The organism is Fodinicola acaciae, assembly GCF_010993745.1.
Classification (GTDB): Bacteria; Actinomycetota; Actinomycetes; order Mycobacteriales; family HKI-0501; genus Fodinicola; species Fodinicola acaciae.
This window is the reverse complement of the sequence record NZ_WOTN01000003.1, coordinates 837,721-849,664: the sequence shown is the minus strand read 5'-3', so window position 1 is coordinate 849,664 and position 11,944 is coordinate 837,721. Positions and strand designations below refer to the sequence as shown.

Annotated in this window: 12 protein-coding genes; 9 read left to right on the top strand and 3 right to left on the bottom strand. The window is 70.2% G+C overall.

Annotated features, from left to right (window positions below; translation table 11 throughout):
* Window position 1: 1 nt before the first annotated feature.
* The 6 genes from GNX95_RS30270 to GNX95_RS30245 all read left to right on the top strand — a co-directional run bounded on the left by GNX95_RS30270 (window position 2) and on the right by GNX95_RS30245 (window position 4,832).
* Complete coding sequence (locus GNX95_RS30270; RefSeq protein WP_222854047.1) at window positions 2–595, top strand: class I SAM-dependent methyltransferase; 594 nt, start codon at window positions 2–4, stop codon at window positions 593–595.
* Window positions 592–1,203 carry a DedA family protein gene (locus GNX95_RS30265; protein WP_163511098.1) on the top strand — a complete coding sequence of 204 codons (612 nt, stop codon included), beginning with the start codon at window positions 592–594 and terminating at the stop codon, window positions 1,201–1,203. Before GNX95_RS30270 ends, GNX95_RS30265 begins: the two co-directional genes overlap by 4 nt.
* Window positions 1,204–1,216: 13 nt before the next feature.
* A complete protein-coding gene (locus GNX95_RS30260; RefSeq protein WP_163511097.1) occupies window positions 1,217–1,900 on the top strand; it encodes a VOC family protein in 684 nt (227 codons plus the stop codon).
* Window positions 1,897–2,481: a VOC family protein gene (locus GNX95_RS30255; protein ID WP_163511096.1), complete on the top strand. Its 585-nt coding sequence runs from the start codon at window positions 1,897–1,899 to the stop codon at window positions 2,479–2,481. The genes GNX95_RS30260 and GNX95_RS30255 overlap by 4 nt, the downstream gene beginning before the upstream one ends.
* 429 nt (window positions 2,482–2,910) lie before the next feature.
* Window positions 2,911–3,969, top strand: a complete 1,059-nt coding sequence (gene dapE / locus GNX95_RS30250; RefSeq protein ID WP_163511095.1) for a succinyl-diaminopimelate desuccinylase — start codon at window positions 2,911–2,913, stop codon at window positions 3,967–3,969.
* A gap of 50 nt (window positions 3,970–4,019) precedes the next feature.
* A complete protein-coding gene (locus GNX95_RS30245; protein ID WP_163511094.1) occupies window positions 4,020–4,832 on the top strand; it encodes an LOG family protein in 813 nt (270 codons plus the stop codon).
* Window positions 4,833–5,233: 401 nt separating this feature from the next.
* Here GNX95_RS30245 and GNX95_RS30240 read toward each other — a convergent pair whose 3' ends face one another.
* The gene (locus GNX95_RS30240; RefSeq protein ID WP_163511093.1) at window positions 5,234–8,101 is read right to left on the bottom strand and encodes a helix-turn-helix transcriptional regulator; all 2,868 of its coding nucleotides are present in this window, start codon (window positions 8,099–8,101) and stop codon (window positions 5,234–5,236) included.
* 122 nt (window positions 8,102–8,223) lie between these two features.
* Here GNX95_RS30240 and GNX95_RS30235 point away from each other — a divergent pair, with 122 nt between their 5' ends.
* Both GNX95_RS30235 and GNX95_RS30230 read left to right on the top strand, forming a co-directional pair.
* The gene (locus GNX95_RS30235) at window positions 8,224–8,598 is read left to right on the top strand and encodes a DivIVA domain-containing protein (RefSeq protein ID WP_163511092.1); all 375 of its coding nucleotides are present in this window, start codon (window positions 8,224–8,226) and stop codon (window positions 8,596–8,598) included.
* Window positions 8,585–9,178, top strand: a complete 594-nt coding sequence (locus GNX95_RS30230; protein ID WP_281356971.1) for a DNA-3-methyladenine glycosylase I — start codon at window positions 8,585–8,587, stop codon at window positions 9,176–9,178. The genes GNX95_RS30235 and GNX95_RS30230 overlap by 14 nt, the downstream gene beginning before the upstream one ends.
* Window positions 9,179–9,405: 227 nt before the next feature.
* Here GNX95_RS30230 and GNX95_RS30225 read toward each other — a convergent pair whose 3' ends face one another.
* On the bottom strand, window positions 9,406–10,200 hold the full coding sequence (locus tag GNX95_RS30225) for an enoyl-CoA hydratase/isomerase family protein (protein WP_163511091.1): 795 nt from the start codon (window positions 10,198–10,200) through the stop codon (window positions 9,406–9,408).
* 231 nt (window positions 10,201–10,431) lie between these two features.
* Between GNX95_RS30225 and GNX95_RS30220 the strand changes: the two genes are divergently transcribed.
* The gene (locus GNX95_RS30220) at window positions 10,432–10,599 is read left to right on the top strand and encodes a DUF3117 domain-containing protein (RefSeq protein WP_163512023.1); all 168 of its coding nucleotides are present in this window, start codon (window positions 10,432–10,434) and stop codon (window positions 10,597–10,599) included.
* A gap of 43 nt (window positions 10,600–10,642) precedes the next feature.
* Here the strand turns inward: GNX95_RS30220 and GNX95_RS30215 are convergent, their stop codons facing one another.
* On the bottom strand, window positions 10,643–11,536 hold the full coding sequence (locus tag GNX95_RS30215) for a DNA-3-methyladenine glycosylase family protein (protein ID WP_163511090.1): 894 nt from the start codon (window positions 11,534–11,536) through the stop codon (window positions 10,643–10,645).
* Window positions 11,537–11,944: the final 408 nt, after the last annotated feature.

Sequence of the window (11,944 nt, the reverse complement as noted above, 5' to 3'; positions counted from 1 at the left end):
AGTGCCGACGACGTCCGATTTTCGGGTTTTCGCCGCCGCCGCACTCCGTTCGCCGGCCACGATGGGGACGTTCCTGGCCACCTCGCCGGCCGCTTCCGAGGTGCTCGCCCAGGTCGTACCGCGCTCCGCGGACCCCGTCGTGGTCGAGCTCGGACCGGGCACCGGTGCGGTCAGCGAGGCGATCGCCGACCGGATGGCCGGCCGCGGCCGGCACCTGGCCGTGGAGATCGACACCGAGCTGGTCGACCATCTGCGGGCCGCCAAGCCGGATCTGGAAGTCATCGAAGGGGACGCCGCCGACCTGCGTAAACTGCTGGCCGACGCGGGTGCCGGGCCGGTCGACGCGGTGGTCTCGGCGCTGCCGTGGACACTGTTCGCGCCGGCTTTGCAGGACAAGATCCTCCAGGAGATCGCCGGCGCGCTGGCACCTGGTGGAGCGTTCAGCACGATCGCGTACCTGACCGGCGTCGTCGCGCCGCGTGGCCGTCGCTTCCGGCGCCGGCTGCACCGTACGTTCGACGAGGTCATGGTGACCAGCACGGTGTGGCGTAACATCCCGCCGGCGCTCAACTACGTGTGCCGCAGGCCGCGGTGACCGCCTTCCTGGCCGGACTGCCGGGACCGCTGGTGCTGCTGGTCGCCGCGCTGCTGCTGATCCCCGAGTCGGGGCTGGCCATCGGCTTCTTCCTGCCTGGTACGACGGTCCTGTTCGCGCTCGGATTCGCCGCGCACGCCGGTCTGGTGCCGCTGTGGGCCGCGATGCCGGCGGCCGCGGTCGGTGCCGTGCTCGGGCCGCAGGTCGGCTATCTGCGCGGCCGGATGCGCCGGCACGTACGGCCGCGGTGGCTCGACCGGTTGCCTGGCGGCCTGTTCGTACGCGTCGAGGACTGCCTACTGCGCCGGCCGCTGCTGTCCGTCGCCTGTGGACAGTGGCTGGCCAGCGCGCGGATGCTCACGCCGTGGCTGGCCGGCCGGCTGATCGGCTGGCGGAGGTTCACCCTGGCCAACCTGCCCTCGGCGCTGGCCTGGTCGACCGGCCTGGTGGGGATCGGCTATCTGGTCGGCGTACAGGTCACGCAGCAGCTCAACCTGGTGCTCACGGTCGCCGGTGTCGCGGTCGCGGCGGTGGCGGTCGGCTACTGGTTGCTGCGGCGCCGGATGTCGTACCGGTGCGCCATGATGGCTCCGGAGACTTCGACCTGAAGGGGACCTGCCGGTGGCGATCGCGACGTTCCGTGACCACATCGTCGACGCGATCGACGCTCCGGCGTCCGCGCGGTTCTGGTCGCGGGTCCTCGGACAGCCGATCCGCGAGGACGTGGTCGCGCTGGTCGGCGGCCCCACGCTGTGGGTCAACGACGTGCCGGAGCCCAAGACCGTGAAGAACCGCGTACATCTGGACCTCCGGATGCCGCACGACGACCCGAAGCCGCTGGTCGAGCTCGGCGCGACCATCGATCGCGAGCCGACCGCCGACGATCGCTGGTGGGTGATGCGCGATCCGGAAGGCAACGAGTTCTGCGCCTTTGCGCCGGTCGATTTCCACCGTCCGGACACGTACGAGGTGTTCGAGATGGTGGTGGACAGCGTCGACGGCCACGCGCAGGCGGCCTGGTGGGCCGAGGTGCTCGGCGGCACCGTCGGCTCGAAACCGACGTTCGCCTGGGTCGAGGGTGCGGCCGGTTTTCCTTGGCGTTACTTCGTTTTCGGAGACGTACCGGAGCCCAAGACGGTGAAGAACCGGTGGCACTGGGACGTCGAGCTGCCGCCTGGCGAGGACGTGTCGAAGCTGGTCGCCGCCGGCGCCACCGTGCTGCGCGAGCGAGACGATGACATCCAGTGGACGATCATGGCCGACCCGGAGGGCAACGAGTTCTGTGCTTTCGAGACGACCGAGTGAGCACGTTTCGCGCGCTGGTCGTGGACGCGGCCGACGCCGCGCTGGTCGGCTCGTACTGGAGTGCCGCGCTCGGTTTTCCGTTGTCCGACGAGGGTTTCCTGGAGCTGCCGCTCGACGGCCTGCCGCCGCGGCGGATGTGGTTCAACGACGTGCCCGAGCCGCGGGTCGGCCCCAACCGCGTCCGCGCCAGGCTGCGCGGCTCCACCGCCCTCGACGGCCCGCCGGATCCGGAAGGCAACGAGTTTCTGCTGAGCTCGTCGGCCGGACCGCTGCGCTTCGCGGGGTTGGAGGTCGACGCGCGCGATCCGTACGCTCAGGCGGCCTGGTGGTCGCGGATCCTCGACGGCGATGTCGACGGCACGACCGTACGCGCGCCGACGATGCCGTGGGGCCTCGCGTTCACCCCGTCCGACGCGCCGAAACGGGCGAAGAACCGCTGGCACTGGGACATCGACCTGCCGGCCGGCACCGACCCGTCCTGCCTCGGCGCCACCATCCTGCGCCCCGCCGCCGGCGAGCAGTGGTGGACGATCCTGGCCGACCCGGAGGGAAACGAATTCTGCGCCTTCCCACCGGCCTAGCGCCAGTTACCCGCTACAGCGCGAAACTGTCGTACCCCTGTGCCAATCTGGGCCCCCACCCAAAACGGGCGGGGGGTGGGTTCGCGTGGTTACTTACATAAGTTCAAAAATTTGAATCATGCGTCCCTTTCGTCACATTGGTCACGCGGATAACCTGGCCCACTGAGCGCTACGCACGCATGGGGTCCCTGCTTGCGCTGGACGCACGCAAGGTGGCCTTGCTTGCATTCGACAATCGGGCATAGGCGGCATTTAGCGCTCCAGGTGCGCCGCGACCAAGATCAACTTCGCATTACCTATGCAACCTCTCAGACCCACCCCCCACCCGACCACTGGGTGGGGGCAATTTTTCGGGGAGGGTACGACAGTTTTGGCGAGCCCTCGGCGTGTCGGGATGTGCAGGATCGTGAGCGACTAACGTCGACTGGTGTGACCCTCGACCTGAGTTCCGACCCCATCGCGTTGACCCGCGCGATCGTCGACATCGAGTCGGTGTCCGGCAACGAGCGTGCGCTCGCCGACGAGGTGGAGGCCGCGCTGCGTGCGATCGGCCGCTTCGAGGTAGTGCGCGACGGCGATGCCGTGCTGGCGCGTACGGACACCGGCAAGCCGCGGCGCATCCTGCTGGCCGGCCATCTCGACACCGTGCCGGTCGCCGGCAACCTGCCGTCCAAAGTGGATGGTGACCGGCTGTACGGCTGCGGCACCTCGGACATGAAGTCCGGTGTCGCGGTGATGCTGCACGCGGCGGCGGTGCTGCCGGATCCGGCGTACGACCTCACGCTGGTCTGCTATGACTGCGAGGAGATCGAGTCCGAGCGAAACGGCCTCGGCCGGATCGCGCGTACCCGCCGCGACTGGCTCGACTGCGACCTCGCGGTCGTCCTCGAACCCACCAACGGCGCCATCGAAGGCGGCTGCCAGGGCACCATGCGCGCGGTCGTCACGACAAGCGGCATTCGCGCGCACTCGGCCAGGTCGTGGCTCGGGTCCAACGCGATCCACGCGGCCGGCGAGATCCTGACCCGGCTGTCCGCGTACGAGCCGCGCGTCGTGCCGATCGACGGTTGCGTCTATCGCGAGGGCCTGAACGCCGTGTGGATCTCCGGCGGCGTCGCCGGCAACGTCATCCCGGACGAGTGCACGGTGACCGTCAACTACCGCTTCGCGCCCGACCGCGACGAGGCGGCCGCGGCGGCGCACGTACGCGAGGTCTTCGCCGGCTTCGACGTGCGGATCACCGACTCCGCGCCGTCGGCGCCGCCGGGCCTGTCCGAGCCGGCGGCGCGGGCGTTCGTCGCGGCGATCGGCGGCACGCCGGTGGCGAAGTACGGCTGGACGGACGTCGGCCGGTTCGCGACGCTCGGCATCCCGGCGGTCAACTTCGGACCCGGCGACCCGAACATGGCGCACAAGCGCGACGAGTACTGCCGGATGCCGCTCATCACCGCCTCCGCGGAGGCGCTCGTACGCTTCCTGGCCGGCTGACGTCGCCTGCTGGTCGGCGGCCGTTGGGTGGGCTTGTCTACCGTGGGGACATGAACGAGGAAAACGGCGTACGGCGTGACTTGCGGCAGCGCGGTCCGGTCACGCTGCGCCGGCATCACATCTCGGCCAGTACGACCGACCAGCGGCTGCTGGACAGCCGGGGTCCCAGCGACTGGGTGCACACCGACCCGTGGCGCGTGCTGCGGATCCAGTCGGAGTTCGTCGAGGGCTTCGGCGCGCTCGCCGAGCTCGGCAGTGCGGTCGCCGTCTTCGGCTCGGCGCGTACCAAGGCCGACCACCCCGACTACGCGATGGCGCGGCGGCTCGGCGGAGCGCTGGCCGAGGCCGGCTATGCGGTGATCACCGGCGGCGGCCCAGGGATCATGGAGGCCGCCAACCGCGGTGCCGTCGAGGCCGGCGGCACGTCGGTCGGCCTCGGCATCGAGCTGCCGTTCGAGCAGCACCTCAACGAGTACGTCGACATCGGGATCAACTTCCGGTATTTCTTCGCGCGCAAGACGATGTTCGTCAAGTACTCGCAGGCTTTCTGTGTGTTGCCGGGCGGTTTCGGCACGATGGACGAGCTTTTCGAGGCGCTGACACTGGTGCAGACCCGCAAGGTGACGCGCTTCCCGGTCGTTCTCATGGACACCGCGTACTGGAAGGGCCTGGTCGACTGGCTGCGCGGCCCGATGCTGTCCGGCGCGAAGATCAACCGCACCGACCTCGACCTGATCACGCTGACCGACTCGGTCGAGGAGGCGGTGAAGGTGATCGTCGACTCCGAGCTGGAACTAGCCGCGTCACTGGACACCGAATTACCGTCCGGCGCCGACCCGACCGCCGAACCCGTCGAAGGCTAGCTCGACACGCCAAGGGGTCGCCGAAACTGTCATACCCTCCCCGAAAAATTGCCCCCACCCAGTGGTCGGGTGGGGGGTGGGTCTGAGAGGTTACCTGGGTAATGCGAAATTGATCTTGGTCGCGGTTGCGAGTGGAGCGCTAAATGCGGCCTTTGTCTGGTTGTCGGATGCACGCAAGGCCCCCTTGCGTGCGTCCAGTGCAGGCAAGGCCCCCATGCGTGCATCACGCAGTGTGACCCGTGTGATCATTGTGACCACTGAGCCGCATGAGGCGGAATCTCAAGATCAATTTTGAACTTAGGTAAGTAACCACGCGAACCCACCCCCCGCCCGTTTTGGGTGGGGGCCCAGATTGACAGAGGGGTACGACAGTTTCGCGCCGTAGCAGGTAAGTCGGGTGGCTAGGGGTCGATGAGGCCGAGTAGGCGGGCGGCCTGGGCGGCCTTGGCGCGGCGGTCGACGTTGAGTTTGCGCAGGATGTTGGTGACGTGCACGCTCGCTGTCTTCGGGCTGATGAACAGCGCGTGCGCGATCTCGCGGTTGGACCGGCCGACGGCCAGGTGGCGCAGGGCCTCCAGTTCGCGGACGGTCAGGTCGGTACGCGCGCGCGGTACAGCCGGTTCGGCGGACGGTTCGCCGAGCGGGACGCGGTGCAGCTGTGCCGTCGACCGGATGTCGCCGACCAGCGGTCCGGCACCGAGTGTCTCCGCCTGCCGGTGAGCCTGCCGGAGCAGCCGCGCGGCCTCGTCGCGGTCGCCGGAGATCGTCGCCTCGGCGAGCCGCCACGTCGCGTACGCGACCTGCCAAGGCCGTGCCAGCGCGCGCCAGCCAGCCACCGCCGCCGGCCAACCGGGCCGGCCGGCCTCGGCGCGGCACACGGCCGCGAACGCCGCCTGCTCAGGTTCGTCGAGCAGGTCCGGCACGTGCGCCAGCAGGTCCTCGATCCGCCGCGCGGCCTCGGCCTCGGCCGGCGCGTCACGCATGGCCCGCGCCGCCGCCGCCAGCTCGGCCTCGGCGCGTACGCCGGAGGCCAGCAACTGACCGAGCCGCTGTGCAGGCAGCAACGCCAGCGCCGCGTCCAGATCCGCGCGTACGTCGGCAAACCGCCGTTCTCGCAACGCATAGTCGACGCGCACCGTGAGCATCCGGTGGATCTTCGCCGGCCGCCGCGACGACAGACAGCCGTCCACGTCCACCCGCGCCAGCGCCTCACGACCGGCCGCGAGGTCGCCGCGCAGCAAGGCGAGCTCGGCAAACGTCAGGTCCAGCGCGCGTGCGACATACGGCGTCGGCCCGCAGGCGTACGCTGCCTCGACCCGTTCAGCGGCGCGGTCGAATCGGCCGCTCAGCAGCTCGGCGCGCGCAGCTTCGTCGAGCAACCGCGAGCCGTACGCCTGCTCCAGTCCACAAAGCCGCGCCCGCGTGTGACCGTCGGCGGCCACGGCGATCGCCTCGTCGAGCTGGTTGGCGGTGCGCAACGCCGCGGCCAGATACAAGTACGCCGGCCAGCGCGCCTCGACGTCGGTCCGGCCGTCGAGCAGCGCGACAGACGCGCGCAGCTCGGCGATGCCGTCGTCCAGCCGACCGCGCTCGGCCAGGCCAAATCCGAGCGCCATGTGACCGACCGCCTCAGCGGTGAGGTCGCCGGTCAGCCGGCCAAGGTCGACGGCCTGGGCGCCGTACGTGACCGCCGGCTCCGCCAGCTCCCGGCGCAGCGCGGCCCAAGCGGTCGCCGACAGCACGTACGCGGAGTCGCCGTCCGCCTCCGTGCCGGCCAGCAGCTCACCAGCACGGTCGAGCGCGGCCTGCGCCTCGTCGTCGTGGCTCTCGCAAAGCTCGTGCTCGGCCAGCAACGCGAAAAGCCGGGCCGCACGCTTCGGCTCTCGCGCCGCGTCGACCGCGTCGGTCGCCTGGCGCATCAGCTCGATCGCGCGTACGCCGTCACCGACCAGATCGGCCAGGTCGGCCGCGCCGCTCAGCAGCGTCGCGCGATCCATGCCGGCGACCCGCTCGGCGTCACGGACCGCCGGCCAGTGCTCGATGGCGCGTTCCAGGCTCTCCAGGGCCTCCTGATGAGCGTGCACGGCGGCGGCCGCCTGGCCGGCACGTATCTCGGCCGCCAACGCCTCCGGCAGCCGGCCGGCGGCACGCCAGTGGTGCGCCACCCGCACCGCCGTCGACACTTCACCCCAGGACGGATGCGCGGTCAGCAGGGTGGCCGCCTGCGCGTGCGTACGGCGCCGCTCGGCCGGCAGCAGGTCGGCGTAGAGGGCCTCGGCGATGAGCGCGTGCCGGAACCGGTATCCGTTGGCGTCCGGCACCAGCAGATGGCGATCGATGGCCGCTCGCAACGCGGTCGTCAACTGGTCGTCGTCTTTGTGCAGCGCAGCCAGGAGATCGTGGCTGACCTGCGCACCGGCGACCGCGGCGGTGCGCAGCACGGCGCGGCTGTCCGACGGCAGGTCGTTGGCCGTACGCAGGATCAGGTCGTGCACGGCCACCGGCAGCGGTCCGCCGCCACCAAGTGGCGCGAGCACCTCGGTCAGGAACGGATTTCCGCCTGAGCGCGCGAAAACCGCGGTCACCAGCCGCTGGTCGACCGGTGCCGGCAGCAGGCCGGCGAGCTGCGCGGCGGTGTCCTGGCGGTCCAGCGGCGGCAGCGTGATCGTCGTACACCGCTCACGGCAGGACAGCTCGGCCAGCAGCCGGCGGGTCGGATGAGCCGGCTCCAGCTCGTCGTCGCGATAGCTGCCGGCGATCAGCAGCGGCCGGTCGCGCAGCTGGGTCGCGGCGAACGCGAGCAGGCCGAGGGTGGACCGGTCGGCCCAGTGCAGGTCCTCGACGGCCAGCAGCACCGGTGTCATCGCGGTGAGCCCGCCGAGCGTACGCGTGACCAGGTGGAACAGCTGCTGCCGAGCGGCCGGGTCGACACGCAGCGACGGGTTGTCCCGGCCCGTACCGATCATCACCGCCAGCGCCTGGTCGATCGCCGCGCTGGACGGCAGGCGCTGGAAGGCCTCCACCAGCGGCGCGTACGGCACGTGGTAGTCGCTGGCCGGTGGACAACCGCCGGTCAACACGCGCGTGCCGGTGCCGCTGGCGTACTCGCGGATCTCGGCCAGCAGCCGCGTCTTGCCAATGCCCGCCTCGCCGGCGACCAGCAGCATCGCCGCGCCGGCGCCGGCGCGGACGTCGTCCAGCAGCGCGGTGCCGGCGGCCAGTTGCTCGCGCCGGCCGACGAACGCACCCGTCCCGGTCCGGATGGCCATCGGCATCTCCTCCGGCGACCACGGTATTCGCTTTACCCGTGACTTACCTACGAAAGGCCGCGAGCCCGCGCGGGTGGCCCTGCGGCCGGTCGTCGCGTCGCGGCGCATGACACCATGAAGCGGTGGATGCAGTGCTGATCTCCGTCCTCGTCGCGGTCATCCTGGCCGCGGTGCTGTTCGCCGGCGCCGCCTATACGCTCGGCCGCACGCCGGGGATGTCCGACCCGCGGCCGGACACGACGCCGACCTCGTTGCCGGACGACCGGCCGGCGACCGGCACCGACGTGCACGGACTGCGTTTCGACGTGGTCATCCGGGGCTACCGGATGGCGCAGGTCGACGAGACCCTGGCGCGGCTCGCGTACGACATCGACGTACGCGACACGCACATCCAGGCACTGGAGGACGAGCTCGGCAGGATGTCCAAGACGCTGCACGACTCGGTGTACGAGAAGACCGGTGACCAGACGGAGTTCGCGGCCCGTGACGAAGCGTGACCTGCCGGACGGCCTCGTCCTCGCCGACGACGGCCTGGTCCGCTGCTCGTGGGGTGACAGCGCGCCGGACTACCGGCCCTACCACGACACCGAGTGGGGCCGCCGGCTGACCGGCGACGACGCGCTGTTCGAGCGGCTGAGCCTGGAGGCGTTCCAGTCCGGCCTGTCGTGGATCACCATCCTGCGTAAGCGCGAGAACTTCCGCGCCGCTTTCGCCGGTTTCTCCATCAAGGCCGTCGCGGACTTCGGCGGCGACGACGTGGCGCGACTGCTGGCCGACACCGGGATCGTCCGCAACCGCGCCAAGGTCAACGCCGCCATCCGCAACGCGAGGGCCGCCGCCGACCTCGACGGCGGGCTCTCGGACCTGCTCTGGTCGTACGCGCCCGACCCGCGGCCGCCGCGACCGGTGTCGGTGCACGACCAGCCGACGATCACCGCCGAGTCGGTGGCGATGGCCAAGCGGCTGAAGAAGGCCGGCTTCGCCTTCGTCGGCCCGACCACCTGCTACGCCCTCATGCAGGCCACCGGCATGGTCGACGACCACGTCGCCGGCTGCCACGTACCGGCCGAACGCTGAGCACGGATTACCCGCTACAGCGCGAAACTGTCGTACCCAGGTGGCAGTTTTGGCCCCCACCCAGGACGGGGTGGGGGGTGGGTGAGAGGCCTTTCGCCTTGACGAAATTTGCGTCATGGTGAGCCTCTCGACCCACCCCCCACCCGACCACTGGGTGGGGGCAACTTTGGTCGAGGGGTACGACAGTTTCGAAGTGGGCTCGGCGTGTCGGAAGTGGACTCGCCGGATTACTCGCCCCGGAAGACCGGCTGGCGTTTGGCGACGAAGGCGGCCACCGCCTCGGCGTGGTCGGCGGTCGCGCCGGCGGCGGTCTGGGCAGCGTCCTCGACGGCCAGGCTGTCGGTGAGTGAGTGCGATGCCGAGAAGGCCAGGCTGCGCTTGATCTGCGCGTACGCGACGGTGGGGCCGGCGGCGAGGCGGGCCGCCAGTTCCTGTGCGGCCGGCAGCACCTTCTCGTCGTCGTCGACCAGGGTGGTGAGCAGGCCGAGCCGGGCGGCCTCCTCCGCCCCGACCTTGGTCGCCAGCATCATCAGCTCGGTCGCCTTCGCATAGCCGACCAGCCGCTGCAGCGTCCACGACGCGCCGGAGTCGGCGGTCAGGCCGATGTTGGCGAAAGCCATCAGAAACGACGTCGACGGACCGCCGAAGCGGATGTCGGCCGCGTACGCGAAAGACGCGCCGGCACCGGCGGCGGTGCCGCGTACGGCCGCGATCACCGGCTTCGGCGCCTCGGCGATGGCCAGCGTGATCGGGTTGTAGTGATCGGCCACAGTGGACAGTGGCGCCGGGTCGCCGGCCTCGATCAGCGCCAGGTGCTCACGCAGGTCCTGTCCGACGCAGAAGGCCCGGTCGCCGGCGCCGGTGAGGACGATCGCGCGCACCTTCCGGTCGGCGGACAGCTCCGGCAGGGTCGCCTTCAGCGCTTCCTTCAGCTCACGGTCGAGCGCGTTCATTGCCTTGGGACGGTTGAAAACCACCGTGGCGACGGCCTCGGCAACGTCGACGGTGAGCGAGTCCGGCACGGTTTCCCCTCCTGACGCGATGGTGTTCCCCAGTATCGCCGACGCGCCGGCATCGCCGACCCGGTTTGGGAGCGAAGGCCGTCATGCAGGAGAATAATGGCCGTTGTCTCCGGGAACCGGTCCGCATTCACGCAGCTTGCGCTGGCGCTGTCGGCGGTGTAGGTCGGGATACCGGGTGGTAAGGGAGTGGCCGTCGCACCGGTGCGGCCACCGGTCGAGGGGAGTTTCGACATGGCGGCCATGAAGCCGCGGACGGGTGACGGTCCGCTCGAGGTCACCAAGGAGGGACGCGGCATCGTCATGCGGGTCCCACTGGAGGGGGGCGGACGGCTCGTGGTCGAGATGTCGGCCGACGAGGCCAACGACCTCGGAGAAGCGCTGAAGAACATCAAGAGCTGAGTCCACATACGATCCGCGGCCCCGGCCTGGTGCCGGGGCCGACTCATGTCCGCTCCAGCCAGCCGAGCCCGGTGCGGCTCACGTACGTCCAGTGCGCCACCTGCTCGCCGTACGCCTTCGTCAGCTCGTCCGCCGTCCGCCGGCCCTGGTAGACCTGCTCGATGACCCCGGCGAACTGCGGCATCGTCAGCGGCGGCGACACCGGCCGGCCGAGCACGCGCAGCGCGATCGCGCTCGCGGTGAACTCGCCGATGCCGTGAATGCGCCGCAACGCCGTCAGCACCTCGCCGGTCGGCGCCTCTCGCAGCCACTCCTCACCGAGGTCGTTGACGCCGGCGATCGCCGCCGCGAGCCGGTTGGCCTGCTGGTCGTTGGCCGCGTACGGACGCAGCTCGCCGGCGGTCAACCCGGCCAACGTCTCCAGCGTCGGAAAGGCCACATGCTCGGCGCCGCCGACGGTCAGCCGCGGACCGTACGCCGCCGCGATCCGCCGCTTGCGACCGGCCGCCACGGCCTGCGAGGTGCGGTGGGTCAGCATGAAATAGCAGACACCTTCCGGGAGGCTGGGGAAGCGCACCTGATGCAGACCTCTGGTGGCCGCAAGGATGTCGCGCATCGGCGGATCCTTCGCGGCGATCCGCAGGAACGGCCCCGGATCGTCGTCCAGCGACAGCCAGTCGGCGACCATCCGGCCGATCGCCGGCAACTCGGCCTTCCTGGCGTTGTGCGCCTCGACCCGTACGCCGTCACCTTCCGGCGACACGTCGACGACCACCGCCGCGTCCTTCGCGCCACGCCGGACGGCCAGCGCCTTGCGCACCCGGTCGCCGTCGATGGTCTGGTCGTCAATATCGGCCGGCCGGAAGTAAGCCATCGCGCGCAACGAAGCCCGGAGATCGAACGGCTGCGCGGCGGGCAGCTGCATGCTCTCAGTCACCACCCCAGCATGGCCGCCGGGTCTGACATTCTCCCGCCGACCCCACCATTTACCCGCTACAGGGCGAAACTGTCGTACCCACCCCGAAAAATTGCCCCCACCCAGTGGCCGGGTGGGGGGTGGGTCTGAGAGGTTGCACAGGTAATTCAAAGTTGATCTTGGTCGACGCCTCGGTGGTCACTCTGGTCACAGGAGTCACGCCACGGCTGCAAGCATGGCCCCCATGCTTGCACTGGATGCACGCAAGGTGGCCTTGCGTGCATCTGCCGGCCCGGCAAATGGGGCGTTTAGCGCTACATCGGCGCCCGGCGTCGTACGATCAAGATCAATTTCGAACTTATCTGAGTTTCCAACGCGAACCCACCCCCCACCCGATGTGGGTGGGGGCCCAGATTGGCAGGGGGGTAC